The following is a 17340-nucleotide window of genomic DNA, read 5'->3' as shown; positions in this document are numbered from 1 at the left end:
CACGCTGGACTGGAACCGACACACCGTCTGAAGTGGACGGAGCGGTTTCGGGCGGACCGGGGGGCACCGCCCTCTCCACGAGAGAGGGACGACGTGAGAAGACTCATCCAAGCCGCGGTCGTCGCGGCGGTGGCCGCGGCCGGGGGGATGCTGGCGCAGGTGGCCCCGGCCCACGCCAGTCCCATGTGCGACCGGCCGAAACCCCCGCCGGCCTGCGACACCGGCGGACCCGGGCTGCCCCCGAGAGGGAAGCTCGGCACCGCGACCCGGGTGCCGGCCGGCGTCGCCGTGACGGGTCAGGCCGAGGACCCGGACGGCGGCAACGTCCGGGTCGACATCACCATCGGCGGTAAGAAGGCCGGTTCGGTGACGGCCGGTGCCGACGGCCGGTTCTCCGGCACGGTGCCGGCGGTCGTCGGCGGCAACGTCTGCGCCACGGCGATCAACAACGGGCCCGGCCACGACGTGGGGATCGGCTGCGTACCGCTGGCCGTCGGGGTCGACCCGGTCGGCTCGTTCGACCGGATCGACCGGTCCGGAACCACCGTCACGCTGCACGGCTGGGCCCTCGACCCGGACACCGCCGGTGCGGTCGACGTGCAGGTTCTCCAGAACGGCTCGCTGGTCGCCACCACCCGGGCGAACCGGGCGCTGGCCACCGCGCCGGCCGGGTACGCCGCCTACGGCACCGCCCACGGCTTCACCGTCCAACTGCCCGAACACCCGTCCGACGGGGAGCACACCGTCTGTGTCCGGGCCGTCAACGTCGGCGCGGGCAGCGTCAACACCCAGCTCGGCTGCCGTACGTACACGGTGCGGCACGACCCGATCGGCACCGTCGACGAGGTCACCCGCGTCGGCGGCACCGTCCGGGTCCGGGGCTGGGCAGTCGACCCCGACGAACCCCGCGCCCCGGTGCAGGTCGAGATCTACGAAGACGGCGCCCTGGTGCGTACGGTGACCGCGAGTGCCCACCGGCCGGAACTCGGCCCGGAGTACGGCCCGGCACACGGGTTCGACGTGACGGACCTGCCGGCGACGATGCGGCCGGGAGCGCACACCATCTGTGTCCAGGCCGTCAACCGCTCGCACGGCGGAAACGACCGGGTCCAGTTGGGTTGCCGCGACTACACGGTCCCGGTGCCGGTCCCCACGCCGGTGATCGAGCCGTTCGGGCAGTGGTCCATCTACTCCACCTCGATCGCCCTGAGGTGGGCCGGCAACACCACCGGTGTGACGGGCTACCGGGTCGAGAGGTCGACCGGTGGCGCGTGGCAGGAGATCTACCGTGGGCGCGCCGACATCCGCTGGCTGACCGACCGCGACGTCACCCCGGCCACCCGCTACTGCTACCGGGTGATCGCGTTCAACGAGGCGTCCCAGGCCGCGTCGGAGACCTGTGCCACCACCCTCCACCCGGCGCTGCCGAAACCGAGCGGCCTGACCGTGGTCGCCGAGGGGGAGGCGTCGCTGCAGATCCGGTGGAACGACAACGCCGAGGGCGAGGACAACTACGTCGTCGGATGGCGCCCGGTCGGCGAGGAGACCTGGAAGAACGTCACCATCCCGGCCAACCCGGGCGCCGGCGTGATGACGTACACCATCAAGGGCCTGACGTCGTCGACCCACTACGAGTTCGGTGTGCTGCCGCGCAGGGCCGGCCACGACGCCGGGGAGAGCCTCAACGGCACCGCGTGGACCAAGGGCGCCCCGAAGGTCGAGAGCTTCACCTCGTCGCCGGCGGCGGTGCAGGCCTGCGTCAACGCGAAGATCACCCTGAGCTGGCGGACCACGGGGGCGAACCGGGTGGTGGTCAAGCGCGGTGACGCCACCCTGTACGACAAGACCCAGAACACGGTCGCCAGCTGGACGGGTGAGGTCGCCGGCGGCACCCACGACGGCAACGTCGCCTACACGCTGACCGCGTACGGCCCGGACGGCCGTACGACCACGGCGACCGTCGGCGTGCAGCGGGTCAGCCAGTACCCGTTGCTCGGTGCGCTCGAGTTCACCAACACCGGCTGGTACCAGCTGGAGGCCTGGTACTTCGACCTTCAGGGCAACCCGATCAAGAAGATCGCCGACGTGCCCTCCGGCGGCCGGACCCTCATCCGGCCGGAGCACTGCACCCTGGCCCGTATTCAGGTGATCGATCCGAACACCAGGCGGGTCGCCTTCAACTACCCGACGATCGTGCTCGGCCACAAGGAAGGCCACCTCGACCAGCGGGCCGGCGGCTGATCCGACCGCCTGACCGGCAACCCGGGCCGGCGGGACCGCGTACGCGTGGTCCCACCGGCCGCGCTGTTCCGACTCGCCACTATCGGGCAAATGTCCGTTCCATTGTCTTGCCTGCCATTTGCCCGATATAACGCTCTTATGGTGGACGCAGCGGTGAACCCGGCATGAGCGGCGAACCGGCGACTCCCGACGAGCGAGTGGAGCCGGCCGAGGAAGCGGTACGTCAGGCGGCGGGCGAACGGCGTACCCCGGACCCGGTGGTCGTCGGGGTCGGCCTGCTCGGGGTGCTGGCGGTGGTGCTGTGGGGGATCTTCTCCCAGGAGTCGCTCGGCGCATTCGGCGCGCGCGGACTCGACTGGACCATCGCCACCTTCGGCTGGTTCTTCGTCATCGCCGCCAACGCCTTCCTGGTGCTCGCCATCGTGATCGCGCTCAGCCGGTTCGGGCGGATCCGGCTCGGCCGCGACGACGACGAGCCGGAGTTCAGCAACCTGGCCTGGATCGCCATGATGTTCAGCGCCGGAATGGGGATTGGCCTGGTCTTCTACGCGGTCGCCGAGCCGATCGACCACTTCCGGGTCCCGCCCCCGGCCAGTGGGGTGGCGCCCGAGACGGGCGCGGCCGCCTCGGTCGCGATGCAGTACACGCTCTTCCACTGGACCCTGCACCCGTGGGCCATCTACGCCGTCGCCGGGCTGGCGCTGGCCTACGCCACCTTCCGCAAGGGGCGCGGCAACCGGATCTCCGCCGCCTTCCACCCGCTGATCGGCAAGCGCGCCGACGGTGTCGCCGGGCAGGCCATCGACCTGCTGGCGATCTTCGCCACGGTCTTCGGCACCGCGACCAGCCTCGGCCTGGGAGCGTTGCAGATCGCCGCCGGCCTGCACATCGTCGCCGGTGTCGAAGAGGCCGTCTCGGTCGAGTTGATCGTCATCGGCGCGCTCACCCTGGCCTTCGTCGTCTCCGCCTTCTCCGGGCTGCACAAGGGGATCAAGTGGCTCTCCACCACCAACGTGGTGCTGGCGGTGGCGCTGATGTTCTTCGTCTTCGTGGTCGGGCCCACCGTCTACATCCTCGACGTACTCCCCGCCGCGGTCGGCAACTACCTCGCCGGCCTGGTCGAGATCTCGACCCGTACCGGGGCGTTCGCCGGCTCGGAATGGCTCGGCGTGTGGACCATCTTCTACTGGGCGTGGTGGATCTCCTGGGCACCGTTCGTCGGCACCTTCATCGCCCGGATCTCCCGGGGCCGGACCGTACGGCAGTTCCTGGTCGGCGTGCTGCTGGTGCCCAGCGGCGCCAGCGCGGTCTGGTTCGCGGTGATGGGCGGAAGCGCCCTGCGGGCCCAGACCACCGGGTCGCGTGACCTCGTCGCCGACGTCGAGGCAGGCACGGAACAGGCCCTCTTCGGACTGCTCGACACGCTGCCGCTGGCCGCCGTCACCAGCGTGGTGGCCATGGTGCTGATCGGGATCTTCTTCGTCACCAGCGCCGACTCCGCCTCCCTGGTGCTCGGCTCGCTCTCCTCCCGGGGCGCGCTGTATCCGCACCGGGCGCTGACCGTGCTCTGGGGGGTCATGATCGGCGCCGTCGCCGCCGTGCTGCTGGTCGCCGGCGGCCTGGGCGGACTCCAGCAGGCGACCATCATGGTCGCGCTGCCGTTCGTCGTGGTGATGCTCGGGCTGGCGGTCGCGCTGCTCAAGGAGATGGCGGCCGACCCGATGGCCGGCGGCGGACCACGGCGGACCCGCCCGCACGGCCTGGCCGAGGCGGTCCGTACCGCCCGTTCCTACCAGGAGGAGCGGATACCGCGGACCCGCCCGGTACGCCGCTGGTATGTCCTGCGCCGGCCGGAGGAACCCGACGACCGGGAGAACCCCGAGCGCCCGCGACCATGATCCGGCCCCGTGGGCGGCCCGCCGTACGTGCTCGGGGCGACCGACGCCCGCGTGCCCACTCTGTAACGACCGACTCCATTGAATATATGATGATCGATACATGATCGTGCGACGCCCCGGAGGCCGCCATGCGCCCGTCGATCCGCCGCATCCTGGCCCTGGCCACCGCCACCGCCGCCACCGTGGCCGTCACCGCCGTTCCCGCCCAGGCCTACGTGACGACCTGGTACGGGCCGTACGGCTACTACGAGTGCGAGGCCGCGTACAACGACCTCATGACCAGCGGCGCCCCCGTCCCCCGGACCATCGACTGCCAGTACCGCAACGACCCCATCCCCGGCTGGTACTACGCCACCCTCACCTGATCCCGGACCGGCTCGGCCCGGTGCCGGGTCCGGGCTGGCAGGTGGGGCACCAGAACGTGATCCGTTCGCCCTGGTCGGCACGGCGGACCAGGGCGCCGCAGCGGTGGCAGGGCCGGCCGGCCCGGCCGTACACGTAGTTGGCCTCGTCGCGGCGCAGCGAGCCGGTGGTGGTCTGCAGCCAGCGGCCCCGGTTCGAGGCGAGCAGGCGCTGCGCCAGCCCGACCAGGGCCGGCAGGTCCGGCACCTCGCCGACCGGGGTCCACGGCCACAGCCCCCGCAGGAACAGCGCCTCGGCCTTGTAGAGGTTGCCGATGCCGGCGAGGTTGCGCTGGTCGAGCAGCGCGTCGGCGATCTCGACCGCCGGGGCGGCGGCCAGCCGGCGGGCAGCCTCGGCCGCGTCCCAGTCGGCGCCGAGCAGGTCCGGCCCGAGATGGCCGACGAGGCTCGACTCCTGACCCGTCGGTACCACGGCGATGTCGTGCAGGTGGTATCCGACCGCGACCGCGTCCGTGGTCCGCAGCACCACCCGGATCAGGTGCGCCGGCCGGGCCGTCCAGCGCTGGCCGGGGGCGTACGTCCGCCAGGTCCCGTCCATCCGCAGATGCGAGTGCAGGGTGAGCCGGCGGTCGGAGTCGGGGTGGCGCAGCCGCAGCAACAGATGCTTGCCCCGGCTGGCGGACTCCAGCACCGCCCACCCGGTCAGGTCGGTGGCCGCCAGTCGCGGCACCCGGAAGTCCGACCCGGTCAGGGGCCGGCCGGCCAGCGCGCGTTCCAGCACGCGGGCCGTGTTCCAGACGGTGTCGCCTTCGGGCACCCGTCAATCCTGCCGCACATCAGCCACACCCCCGCTGATCCGTCACGCGATCTGGCGGAGGTCGTTCCCGTAGTCGAAGATGATCCGCATCCGGGCGCCCAGCGCCCGTGCGTACCGGCTCAGGGTGGCAACCTCGTTGGCGTCGAGATCCCCGTTCTCGATCTGGCTGACCCGACCCGGGGTGACGCCCATGAGGTCGGCGACCTCCCGTTGGGTGAGTCCGAGTCGTTTGCGCTCTTCCGCGAGGTGGAACGCGCTGACCCAGGCCTCGGTGCGGGCGCGCTCCGTGTCAAGCGCGTCGCTGTCTCCGTCGTCCAACTCGGCCCGGATGTCCTCCCAGTCGTAAAACTCTGTCACGATTCCTCCCTCCGCTTCCGTTCGAACGCCAGCCAGGTTTCGTAGGCGATCTCCGCGGCCGGGATCGCGGTCTTGTATCACCGTGCCCAGTTGCCGGCCTTGTTGCCGCCCACCGGCAGCACCGCTTGCGACCAAGGGTCGAACACGAAGAGCACCCGGATCGCGATTTCACGGCCGGACCTGGGCCGTAGCTCCTTCAGGTTGCCGATCCTCGATTCCCGGAGCGAATCGACGAGCGGCCGACCGAGTCCGGGACCGACCTCGGCGAGCATGTCGATCGCGACGCTGACCGAGTGGTATGTCTCGGGGTCGGTCTGACGCAGGGAGCGCAGTCATTGGCGCACCTCGGCCGTCGTCTTGATCGTCCACCGCCGGGAGGTGTGCTTCACCACGACCAGACTATAGCTCTGCCTAAACATCAACAGGGAGAGCTGGAAGGGACGGCGGCGAACTGAACGTGAGCGGGGTTATTCGCGCGGCATGACCCCACTCACGCTCAGGTCGTCAGTCGCCGGCCGGGAGGGTGGCGACGACCAGGTGGTCGGTGTCGGAGCGGGTCAGCAGGGTCTGCCGTACGTCGGTGAAGCCGGCCTCGGCCAGCAGGTCGGTCAGCTCGTCGAGGCCGTACGCCCGGCCGCCCTGGGTGTGGAACAGGTTGAGGCTGAACATCCGCACGAACGACTCGCCGACCCCCGGCGGGCGCTCCGGTACGTCGGCGAGCGGTTCGAGCAGTGCCACCCGGCCACCGGGGCGCAGCGCGGCGGCGGCGCGGCGCAGCAGGGTGAGCACGTCGTCGCGCTGGTAGCCGTGCACGATGTTGAACAGCAGCACCAGGTCGTGGCCGGTGCCGATCTCGGTGCCGAAGAGGTCGCCGGGGCGCAGGTCGACCCGCTCGGCGACGCCGGCGGTCGCCACCGTCTGGGCGCCCTGGCGCAACGCGCCCTCCAGGTCGACGACGGTGGCCCGCAGTCCCGGGTTGGCGCGCAGGAAAGCGACCGAGTAGCTGGCGTGGCCGCCGCCGAGGTCGACGAGGCTGGTCGCGCCGGCGCCGAGCGGGACCAGCGGGACGATCTCCTCGCCGAGCCAGTCGGCGAGCCGGCGCAGCATGGTCTGGAAGTCGGCCAGGGTGTCCGGGCGGGTCTCCAGCCAGGCGTAGAAGTCACCGGTCGGACCGCCGCGCCGCACCGACTCCTCCAGGTCGTGCCACCAGTGCGTGACCAGCGCCGACCAGAACGACAGCACCGGGGCGAAGGTGCCCGGCGCGGAGCGCAGCAGCCAGCGGGTCGTGTTGGCGCTGTTGGCGTAGCCGGCGTCGGTGCGCTCCAGGTAGCCGTACCCGGCCAGGGCCTCGACCAGCAGGCGCAGGCCGAGCCGGTCGGTGCCGGTGCGCTCGGCGAGCGCGTCGAGAGGCAGCGGCCCGTCGGCGAGCGCCTCGAAGACGCCCAGCCGCAGGCCGGCGCCGGCGGTCCGGAACGACACCGCGTTGAGCAGGTCGAGGTACGCGGCGGGCGCCTCGTCGGTTTCGACGAACTGCTTGAGTTCGTCGGGTTGGATCGGCACCGGCATGGCTGGGCTCCTTCGGGCGGTTCTGGTCAGCGGGTGGCGGGTGCGGCGTCCGGCTCCGGTTCGCCGGCCGGCTTCGGCACGGGCGCCGGCTCGGTGTCCGGTACGGGGCCGGCCGGTGCGGTGGCCTTCGGCGCGGCCGCGCCGACGACATCCCCGGCGGGTTCGGCGGCCTCGGCGGAAGCGGCCGCCGGTTCGTCCGGCAGGGCGTCGGGAAGGTCGTCGACCCGCCGTACGCCGGGGGTGGCCCAGGCGACCGCGGCCAGCACCACCATCACCGAGCCGGTGATCACGAACAGCAGCGCGATGCCCCGGCCCGGCCCGGTGCCGATCACCGAGCCGACCGAGTCCGCCAGCGCGCCGCCGGGCTGCAGCAGCGGCTCGAAGAAGCCGTCGACGAGCGGGCCGGCGATGACGTACGCCAGCGGCACGCTCGCGTCGCCGAGCACCCGGGCGGTGGCGAGCACCCGGCCGAGCACCGACGGCTCGGTCTTGGTCTGGATCAGCGTCATCGTGGAGCTGTTGATGATCGGCAGCATGAACAGGAACAGCGGCGCGACGATGCCGATCAGCCACGCCGACGGCGACAGCGAGTGCAGCACCAGGGCGACACCGCCGCCGGCGAGGCCGCCGCAGACCGCGTTGATCCGGCGCTTCGGGCCACCCCAGGCACCCATGACCAGGCTGCCGGCGAAGAGGCCGGCGCCGCCGGCGAACATCAGCACGCCGAGGGTGTCGGCGTCGGCGAACGACAGGATCAGCGGCTGGACCAGCACCCCGGCGATGCCGAAGAGGAAGTTGTAGACGGCGAAGACGACCATGAGCTGGAGCAGTCCGGGCCGGTCGCGCAGGTGCCGCCAGCCGGCGGCGGCCCGGCGCAGCAGCGGTTCGGCCGCGTCGCCGCTCTTCGGCGGGCGGGTGATCGAGGACGGGATCCTGACCAGCATCAGGGTGGTCGCCGCGATGACGAAGGTGACCAGGTCGATGGCCATCACGCCGGCGACACCGATGGTGACCACGAGTACGCCGGCGAGCAGCGGGGCGGCGATCTGCACGGCCCGGGAGACCTGCATCAGGCCGTTGAACCGGCCGAGGTGCTTCTTGCCGACCAGCGACGGGGTCATCGACTGGTAGGCGACCCCCTGCACGGTCGACGCGGCGGCGGTGACCGCACCGGCGACGTAGATGTGCCAGACCGCCAGGTTGTCGCTGGCCACCAGCAGGGCGAGGGCGGCGGTGCCGAGCGCGGCGACGGTGTCGCTGACCAGCATCAGCTTGCGCCGGTCCCGGCCGTCGGCGAGCACTCCGGCGAACGGGGCGACCAGCACGGCCGGCAGCGTCGCGGACAGGAAGATCATCGCGAACTGGGTGACCGACCCGGTCTCCTGGTAGACCCAGACGCCCAGCACGAACGCGGTGAGGCTGGATCCGATCAGCGAGAGGAGCTGGGCGAGCCAGATGGCGACCAGCCGGCGGGCGGGGATGGCGAGGTCAGCCATTGCTGCTCCCGGTAGATGGTGGGTCGAGGAAGCCGGCCCGGACGAACGCCGACAGGTAGGTGTGCACCAGGGCCGCGTCCGCCGGCGGGCAGACGATGCCGGCGGCGGCGAGCGTGGCCTCGGTGGCCGAGCAGTCGAAGGTCGGCTGGGTACGTACCGGCGTCTGCGTGCCGAACATCGGGGCGAAACCGGCCAGCGCGGCGTCCGGCCGGTCGAGCAGGGCGGCCCGCCACGTCCCGTACGGCATCAGCTCGGCGGGGTAGCCGAAGCTGGTCAGCGCCTCGGCGAGGCCGCCGAAGCTGATCGTCCGGTTGTTGTAGAAGTGGTGGTCGCCGGTCGACCCGCTCCGGGTCAGGTGCCCGATGCCGGCACCGACGTAGTCGACCGGGGCGAGGTCGACGGCGTCGTCGATGTCGGGTACGCCACCGAGCTGCACGCAGGTCTTCAGCAGCCGGCTGAAGTAGTCGTCGACGTTGCCGGTGCCGGAGACGGCGTCGCCGGTGATCCGGGCCGGCCGGTGCACACCGACCCGCATCCCCCGGTCGCGCGCGGCGCGGACCAGCGCGTCGGCGACCCACTTGGTGGCGTTGTAGCCCTCGCCGATCCCTTCGCAGTCGTCCGGCCGGTCGCCCTCGCGGACCAGCCCGAGGGTGTTCGACGGGGTGAGGAAGACACCGAGGGTGGAGACGAAGTGGACGGCGGCCGGCCGGCCGGTCCCGGCCAGCCGCAGCACCTCCAGGGTGCCGCCGACGTTCGCCGGCCGCAGCGCCGGATACGCCTGGAGGAAGTTGACCACGCCGCCGTTGTGCACGACGGCGTCGAGCCGGCCGGCGAGATCGTCGAACCCGGCCGGGGTCAGCCCGAGCCGGGGTTCGCCGAGGTCGCCGGGCACGCCGACGATCCGCTCGGCGTACCCGTCCCGCCACTTGCCGTACTTGCGCAGGTTGGCGCGTACCCGCTCGGTGGCGGCGGCCGGGGTCGCGGCCCGGACCAGGCAGTGCACGGTGGCCGCGGTGTGGTCGAGCCAGTCGGCGAGCAGGTAGGCGCCGAGGAAGCCGGTGGCGCCGGTGAAGAGCACCTCGGCCGGTACGGCGGCCGGTTCGCCGGCGGGCACCGGCAGGTCGTCGCCGAGCCGGGCCTCGGCCCGCAGCAGCTCCACGCCGGCGGCGGCCCGGTCGGTGCCACCGCCGTCGACCAGGGCGGCGAGGCCGGCGAGGTCGGCGGTGTCGAACAGTGCCCGCATCGAGACGTCGACGCCGAGCCGGGCCCGCAGCGCGGCGACGAACGGCGCGGCGAGCAGCGAGTGGCCGCCGAGGTCGAAGAAGTTGTCGTGCGCGCCGACCCGCGCGCCGTCGAGCAGTTCGGACCAGACGGCGGCGACGGCGCGTTCGGTGTCGGTGCGCGGCGGCACGTACGGCGGCCGGTCGGCCTCGCCGGGGTCGGGCAGGGCGGCCAGGTCGAGCTTGCCGTGCCGGTTGACCGGCAGGTCGGGCAGGACGACGAACGCCGACGGCACCAGGTGGTCCGGCATCCGCCGGCGCAGCGCGGCCCGGGCCGCCGGTACGTCGACGTCGCCGGCACCGGGCACCAGGTAGGCGACCAGCCGGGGCCCGGCGGTGCCGTCGGCGACCACGACCGCGGCCCGGGCCACCCCGGGAAGGTCGGCACAGGCCGCCTCGACCTCGCCGATCTCGATCCGGTGGCCGCGGATCTTGACCTGCCGGTCGGTGCGGCCGAGGAACTCCAGGGTGCCGTCGGACCGGTGCCGGGCCAGGTCGCCGGTGCGGTAGAGACGGTCGCCGGGAGCGCCGAACGGGTCGGGTACGAAGCGGGTGGCGGTCACCCCGGGCGCGCCGAGGTAGCCGCGGGCCGGTGCGGTGCCGCCGACGTACACCTCGCCGGGGGTGCCGATCGGCACCGGGCGCAGATCGGGGCCGAGCACGTGCACCCGTACGTTGGGCACCGGACGGCCGATCGGCAGCCGGGTCAGGCCGGGCAGCTCCGCGCCGTCGACGGTGGCGTACGTGGTGGCGCAGACCGTCGCCTCGGTCGGCCCGTAATGGTTGTACAGCGAGATCTTGCCGTTGGTGCGGGCGGCGAAATCCCGTACGGCGGACAGCGGCACTCCCTCGCCGCCGACCATGACCGCCCGCAGCGGCCCGGTGTCGACGGTGTCGCCGGCCGTGGCCAGGTCACCCACCCAGCGAATCCACAGTGGAGCGGCGGTGTCCACCAGGGTGATGCCGTGCCGGTGGCACAGGTCGAGCACGCCCGGACCGGTCAGCGCGGCCGGTTCCCGGTGCAGGACCACGGCGGCCCCGCTGACCAGGGCGGGGAAGAGGTCGCCGACCGAGGCGTCGAAGCTCAGCGGCGGCAGCATCAGCAGCCGGTCGCCGGGGCCGATGTCGTGCAGGTCGGCGAAGGCGAGCGCGAGGTTGGCGGCGGTCCGGTGGCCGACCATGACGCCCTTGGGGGTGCCGGTCGAGCCGGACGTGTAGATGACGTACGCGAGCCGGTCCGGGTGACCGCCGGCCGGGACGGGGTCGGCCGCCGGCCCGTCGCCGGTCGGGTGTCCGTCGGCGTCGAGCACGACCAGGGTGCCGGGCCAGCCGGCGAACGCGGCCGCCCCGGCGGCACCGGTGACCGTCACGGTCACCCCGGCGTCGTCGAGCAGTGCCCGCAGCCGGGCCGGCGGGTGGGTCGGGTCGAGCGGCAGGTAGCCGGCGCCGGCCCGGAGCACGCCGAGGATGCCGGTGACGGCGGCGACGCCGGCCGGCAGCGCGACGGCGACCGGCCGGTCCGGGCGTGCCCCGGCGGCCCGCAGCCGGGCGGCGAGCACGCCGGCCCGGTGGTCGAGTTCGCCGTACGTCACCACGGGGGTGTCGGAGACGGCCGGCGGCGGTGCCGACCCGTCCGGGCGGGCGGTGGCCGACCGCGTCCCGGCGTCCGCGTCGGGGCTGGCGTCGAGCAGCGCCGGGGCCTCCGGGGCCAGGGCCGCCTGCGCGGCGAAGAGGTCGTACAGGCCGGCACCGGACTGGTAGTCGCGGCCGGTGTCGTTCCAGCGGGCCAGGTCGGCCAGCTCTGCCGGCCCGGTCAGATCCAGTGTGGACAGTCGTCGGTCGGGCTCGGTGGCCAGCGCCGACAGCACCGCCAGGAACCGGGCGACGAGACGGTCGATGGTCGCCGCGTCGAACAGGTCGGTGTTGTAGTCCATCACCCCGGCGAGCCGGCCGGCGAACTCGTACGCCGCCACGGTCAGGTCCATCCGGGCGGTGTCGCGGGCCAGCCCGACCGGCCGCAGCGTCAGGTCCTTCCACGGCCGGGTCACCCCACCGGGGTTGATCAGGGCCATGACCTGGAAAAGCGGGTTGCGGCTCAGGTCGCGGGGCAGCTTCGCCAGCTCGACCACCTGCTCGAACGGCAGCTCGGCGTGGTCGAGCGACTCGACACAGGTCCGCCGTACCCGGCCCAGCGCCTCGGCCAGCGTCGGGTCGCCGGACAGGTCGGTGCGCAGCGGCAGGCTGTTGACCATCAGGCCGACGATCGACTCCTGCTCCGGCCCGCGCCGGATCGACACCGGCGAGCCGACGATCACGTCGTCCTGGCCGCTGAGCCGGCACAGCAGGATCTGCGTCGCGGCCAGGAACACCATGAACCTGGTCGAGCCGGTCCGCTTGGCCAGCGCGTCGACCGCGGCGGCCAGCTCGTCGGGAATCGGGAACGAGCGGGTCTTTCCGGCGAACGTCTGCTTCGCCGGCCGCGGCCGGTCGGTGGGCAGCTCCAGCATCCCGGTCGCCCCGGCGAGTTGCCCCGTCCAGAACTCCCGCTGCTGCCGCGCCGCCCCGGCCGCCATCCGGCCGTGCTGCCACACCACATGGTCGGGAAACTGCACCGCCGGCGGCTCCGCCGCCCCCTCCCCGGTGCGGTGCCGGTGCTGGCCGTCGAGGATCTCGGTCATCACCACACTGACCGAGCGGTCGTCGGCGACGATGTGGTGCAGGCTGACCACCAGCAGATGGTCGTCGGCGCCGAGCCGGGACAGCCGTACCCGCAGCAGCGGTGGCCGGCCCAGGTCGAACCCGGTCTCGGTCTCCGCGCTGGCCGCCGCGACGATCGCCGCCTCCAGGTCGGCCTGATCCGACACGTCCTCGTAGCAGACGGCCGACCGGGTCCGCGGGTCACCGGCCGGCAGCACCACCTGTTCGACCCGGCCGTCCCGCTCGGTGAAGTACGTCCGCAGCGCCTCGTGCCGGGCCACCACGTCGTCGACGGCCGCCTGTACGTCCCCGTGGCGCAACGGGCCGCCGAGCCGGGCCGCCTGGCTGAGGACGTACGCCGGGTTGCCCGGCTCCAGCCGGTCGAGGAACCACAGGCCCTCCTGCATCGGCGACAGCGGGATCGGGGCATCCGCCGGCCGGCGCGGGATGCCGGCCGGCCGGACCGCCGTCGCCAGCCCGCGCCGGGCCATCAGCTCCCGGATCAGCCGCTCCCGATCGACGTCGGTCACGCCGTCACCTCGCCGGGACCGGACATGCCTACCTCGCTGACCCCGGTCACGACTGCTCGCCCAGCAGCGCGCGCAACTCCTCGGTGGACAGCCCGGCCACCTCCTGCCGCAGGGCGGCGATCGTGTCGACGTGCCCGGCGGCCGGCTCGCGGTCGCGCAGCGCCCCGGCCATGGTGGCCACCGTCGGAGCCTCGAACAGCACCCGGATCGGCACCTCCATCTCGAACGTCGCGCCGATCCGGCTCAGCGCCTGCGCCCCCAGCAGCGAATGCCCGCCGAGCCGGAAGAAGTCGTCGAACGCCCCGACCCCGTCGACCCGCAGCACCTCCTGCCAGATCTCGGCGAGGACCCGCTCGACCGGGTCGCGCGGCGGCACCCGCTCCGCCTCCGGGTCACCCCACCGCGGCTCGGGAAGCGCGTTGCGGTCGACCTTGCCGTTGGCGTTGAGCGGCAGCGCGGTCAGCGGCATCAGGGTAGCCGGGATCATATACTCCGGCAGCCGTCCGGCCAGGGTGGGCCGGACCGCCGTCCACAGTGCCTCCGGGTCGGTGCCCGGCGCCGGTACGGCGTACCCGACCAGCCGGGCGTCGCCGCCCTCGCCGGCCCAGGTGCCGACGACCGCGTCCGCGACCAGTTCGTGCTCGCGCAGCGCGGCCTCGATCTCGCCCAGCTCGATCCGGAACCCGCGCACCTTGACCTGGTGGTCGATGCGGCCGAGGAACTCCAGCCGCCCGTCGGACCGCTGCCGCGCCAGGTCGCCGGTGGCGTAGATCCGGGCACCGGGCTGGTCGGAGAACGGGTCCGGCCGGAACCGCTCCGCGGTCAGGCCGGCCCGGCCGTGGTAGCCGCGCACCACACCGGCGCCGCCGATGTGCACCTCGCCGACGACGCCGACCGGCACCGGCTGGAGGGCCTCGTCCAGGACGTACAGCCGGGTGTTGGCGATCGGGGCGCCGAGGTCGATGGCGGCGACCGGCGCGACCGGCGTCGCCGCCGACCAGACCGTGGTCTCGGTCGGGCCGTAGCAGTTCCACAGCGTGGCGCCGTCGGTCGTCAGGGCGGCGGCCAGGTCCGGCGGCAGTGCCTCGCCGCCGCACAGCCGCAGCCGCAGCCCTACGGGCACCCCGCCGGTGGCCAGCAGCAGCCGCCACGTCGCCGGGGTGGCCTGCATCGCGGTGACGCCGGCGTCGACCAGCCGGCGGCGCAGCGCCGGGCCGTCGCCGACCTCGTCGGTGCCGACGACGAGCAGCGGGGTGCCGCGCACCAGCGGGACCAGCAGTTCGAGGACGGAGATGTCGAACGACAGCGTGGTCACCGCCGCGAACACGTCCTCCGGCCCGAGATCCAGGTCGTCGTGGAACGACGCGACCAGGTTGACCACCGCCCGGTGCGGCACCGCCACCCCCTTCGGCCGGCCCGTCGAACCCGAGGTGTAGATCAGGTAGGCGAGCCCCTCCGGGTGGACCGCGACGCCCGGCGGGCCGGCCGGGACGTCGCCGCCCGCGCCGTCGTCGAGCCGCACGACCGTGGGTACGTCGTCGAGCGCCCCGTCGAGCCGGTTCGCGACCGCGTTCTGGGTCACCACCACCCGGGCGCCGGAGTCGGACAGCATGTAGCGCAGCCGGTCGGCGGGCAGGCTCGGGTCCAGCGGGAGGTAACCGGCGCCGGCCTTCCAGACCCCCAGCACCGCGGCGACCATGTCGACGCCCCGGTCCAGGCACAGCCCGACCGGCGTACCCGGCTCGACCCCGGCCGCGACGAGCCGGTGCGCGATCAGGTCCGACCGCCGCGCCAGCCCGGCCGGGTCGACGGCGCCGTCCGGCCCGGTCAGCGCCGGCGGGGTGCCGGGCTGCGCCGGCTCGTCGTCGAGCAGGTCGAGGATGGAGTCGACCGGCGGCAGGCCGCGTTCGGTGTCGTTCCACTCCACCACCGCCCGCCAGCGCTCCACCCCGGTCAGCAGCGGGATCCGGTTCAGCGGTCGGTCCGGCTCGGCCGTTCCGGCGTCGAGCAGCGCGGTCAGGTGCCGGCCGAGCCGGGCCACCGTCTCGGCGTCGAACAGGTCGGTGTCGTACTCGAACGCCAGCCGCAGCGCACCCGACGGCATCGTCTCGCCGACCAGCGAGATGTCGAACTTGGCGCTGCCGCTGTCGACCTCCAGCGAGTTCGCCGTGGCCGACCCGAAGACCAGTTCGTCGTTCGGCGCGTTCTGCAGGATCATCTGCGCCTGAAAGACCGGCGAGTGGCCGAGGCTGCGCTCCGGCTGCAACTCCTCGACCAGCCGCTCGAACGACACGTCGGCGTGGCCGAGCCCGCCGAGCGTCACCTCCCGTACCCGGCCGACCAGTTCCCGCAGCGACGGCGAACCGGCGGTCGACACCCGCAGCGCGATGGTGTTGACGAAGAAGCCGACCAGCCCTTCCAGGTCCGGGTGGTTACGACCGGCGACCGGGGTGCCGACCACGATGTCGTCCTGGCCGCTGTGCCGCGACAGCACCGCCTGGAAGGCGGCCAGCAGGGTCATGAACATCGTGACGCCGGTCGCCTGGTTGAACGTCTCCAGCCGCTGCTTCAGGGTGTTCGGCAGGGTGAAGTAGTGCAGCGCGCCCCGGTAGGACCGGACCGCCGGCCGGGGCCGGTCGGTGGGCAGCGACAGCAGCGCCGGCGCCCCACGCAGGTGGTCGACCCAGTAGTCGAGCTGCTCGCGCAGGGTGTCGCCGGCGAGCCTGTCGCGCTGCCAGACGGCGAAGTCGGCGTACTGCGTCGGCAGTTCCGGCAGCTTCGGCTTCTCGCCGGCCAGGATCGCCGCGTACGCCGTGCTCAGCTCCCGGAACAGCACGCCCAGCGACCAGGCGTCGCAGATGATGTGGTGCAGGTTGAGCGTGAGGTAGTGCTCCTCCTCGTCGACCCGGATCAGCCCGGCCCGGAACAGCGGCCCGGCGGCCAGGTCGAACGGGGCGGCCGCGTCGGCCCACGCCAGCCGGACCGCCTCCGCCGCCCGGTCCGCCGCCGGATGCCCGGACAGGTCGGTCACCGGCAGGTCGAAGTCGACCGACGGCCGGACCACCTGGACCGGCTCGCCGCCGGCCTCGGCGAACGTGGTGCGCAGCGCACCGTGCCGCCCGACGACCACGTTCAGGGCGGCCCGCAGCGCGCCGGCGTCGAGCGGACCGGCCACCTTGAACGCGACCGGGATGTTGTAGACCGGGTCACCGGGCTGGAACCGGTCGAGGAACCACAGCCGCTGCTGCCCGAACGACACCGGGTAGCTGCGCGGCGCCTTCGCCCGCTCGGTCAGCATCCGCGCGAGCAGCGCCCGCTTGCCGCCCTGGGCCGGAACGTCCGCCGTCATGACACCTTCTCGATTCGCTCGCTCATTGACATCCGTCGCAGCGGGGCCGGCTCGGTACGCGGTTCGGGCACCGTCAGGCCGAACCGGCCGGCCGCCGCCGCAACCTGCTCACGCAACCCGACCGACCCCGCGTGCGCGAAGTGCCGCAGGTACGCGGCCAGCGTCACCGGGTTGTCGGCGAGGAACGGGAAGTCGTTGGCCACCATGTGGCGTACGGCCAGCAGCGGCAGCGGGCTGTTCAACGGCAGGAAGTCCGGGTTCCACAGCCCGCCCTTGGCCGGCGGCCCGTCGTGGAACTCGCCGATCATCAGCCCCTGCTCGGTGTACGCCGGCTTGAGCCGCTCCTGCGCCGCGTCGATGATCGGCCGGGCGGTCTCGTTCGCCAGGTCGGGCAGGGTCACCAGGATCGTCTTGAACTGGGCGGCCGGGCCGGAGATCGGGTCGAGCCGCCGGAACCAGTCCCGGTAGCCGGCGAGCAGTTCGTCGAGTTCGACCAGGTCGACGGTGCTGCCCCGGTAGACGGCCAGGTAGAAGATGCCGCGGTCCAGCGACCCCTGGGCGTACGGGCACACCGGCCCCTTGCGGCCGAGGTCCGGATGCGGTTCGCAGAGGTATTCGCGCGCCCACCGGATCACCCCGCGCAGCCGGTCGGCGATGCCGTCGATGCGCGGGTGCAGCGGTTCGGCGACCAGGTCGGCCGCCTCGAACAGGGCCAGTCCGGGCCGGTCGGGATGGGTCAGCACCGCG

Annotated in this window: 11 protein-coding genes; 3 read left to right on the top strand and 8 right to left on the bottom strand. The window is 73.2% G+C overall.

Annotation, left to right across the window (positions count from 1 at the left end; genetic code table 11):
* Window positions 1-93: 93 nt before the first annotated feature.
* The 3 genes from AB0M79_RS05115 (at window position 94) to AB0M79_RS05105 (ending at window position 4504) form a co-directional block, all read left to right on the top strand.
* Window positions 94-2241 (top strand): fibronectin type III domain-containing protein, encoded by a 2148-nt coding sequence (locus AB0M79_RS05115; protein WP_364207934.1) that lies wholly within the window; start codon window positions 94-96, stop codon window positions 2239-2241.
* Between the two features lie 164 nt (window positions 2242-2405).
* Window positions 2406-4139 carry a BCCT family transporter gene (locus AB0M79_RS05110; protein ID WP_364207932.1) on the top strand — a complete coding sequence of 578 codons (1734 nt, stop codon included), beginning with the start codon at window positions 2406-2408 and terminating at the stop codon, window positions 4137-4139.
* A gap of 128 nt (window positions 4140-4267) precedes the next feature.
* Window positions 4268-4504 (top strand): hypothetical protein, encoded by a 237-nt coding sequence (locus AB0M79_RS05105; protein ID WP_364207931.1) that lies wholly within the window; start codon window positions 4268-4270, stop codon window positions 4502-4504.
* Here the strand turns inward: AB0M79_RS05105 and AB0M79_RS05100 are convergent.
* The 8 genes from AB0M79_RS05100 to AB0M79_RS05065 form a co-directional block, all read right to left on the bottom strand.
* Entirely contained in the window at window positions 4497-5318 is an 822-nt protein-coding gene (locus tag AB0M79_RS05100) for a DNA-formamidopyrimidine glycosylase family protein (protein ID WP_364207929.1), read from the bottom strand. The two genes, AB0M79_RS05105 and AB0M79_RS05100, sit on opposite strands and share 8 nt — an antisense overlap.
* A gap of 42 nt (window positions 5319-5360) precedes the next feature.
* Window positions 5361-5675: a helix-turn-helix transcriptional regulator gene (locus AB0M79_RS05095; protein ID WP_364207927.1), complete on the bottom strand. Its 315-nt coding sequence runs from the start codon at window positions 5673-5675 to the stop codon at window positions 5361-5363.
* Window positions 5676-5752: 77 nt separating this feature from the next.
* Window positions 5753-5998, bottom strand: a complete 246-nt coding sequence (locus tag AB0M79_RS05090) for a type II toxin-antitoxin system RelE/ParE family toxin (protein ID WP_364208792.1) — start codon at window positions 5996-5998, stop codon at window positions 5753-5755.
* A 181-nt stretch (window positions 5999-6179) separates the two neighbouring features.
* Window positions 6180-7241: a methyltransferase gene (locus AB0M79_RS05085; RefSeq protein WP_364207925.1), complete on the bottom strand. Its 1062-nt coding sequence runs from the start codon at window positions 7239-7241 to the stop codon at window positions 6180-6182.
* A gap of 26 nt (window positions 7242-7267) precedes the next feature.
* On the bottom strand, window positions 7268-8737 hold the full coding sequence (locus tag AB0M79_RS05080; protein ID WP_364207923.1) for an MFS transporter: 1470 nt from the start codon (window positions 8735-8737) through the stop codon (window positions 7268-7270).
* On the bottom strand, window positions 8730-13205 hold the full coding sequence (locus AB0M79_RS05075; RefSeq protein WP_364208789.1) for an amino acid adenylation domain-containing protein: 4476 nt from the start codon (window positions 13203-13205) through the stop codon (window positions 8730-8732). The genes AB0M79_RS05080 and AB0M79_RS05075 overlap by 8 nt, the downstream gene beginning before the upstream one ends.
* Window positions 13206-13290: 85 nt before the next feature.
* On the bottom strand, window positions 13291-16593 hold the full coding sequence (locus AB0M79_RS05070) for an amino acid adenylation domain-containing protein (protein WP_364207921.1): 3303 nt from the start codon (window positions 16591-16593) through the stop codon (window positions 13291-13293).
* A complete protein-coding gene (locus tag AB0M79_RS05065; RefSeq protein ID WP_364207919.1) occupies window positions 16590-17336 on the bottom strand; it encodes a DUF6875 domain-containing protein in 747 nt (248 codons plus the stop codon). The genes AB0M79_RS05070 and AB0M79_RS05065 overlap by 4 nt, the downstream gene beginning before the upstream one ends.
* Window positions 17337-17340: the final 4 nt, after the last annotated feature.

This window comes from Polymorphospora sp. NPDC051019, assembly GCF_040683055.1.
Classification (GTDB): Bacteria; Actinomycetota; Actinomycetes; order Mycobacteriales; family Micromonosporaceae; genus Polymorphospora; species Polymorphospora lycopeni.
The sequence above is the reverse complement of the archived record's forward strand: the minus strand, read 5'-3'. Positions and strand labels throughout refer to the sequence as shown.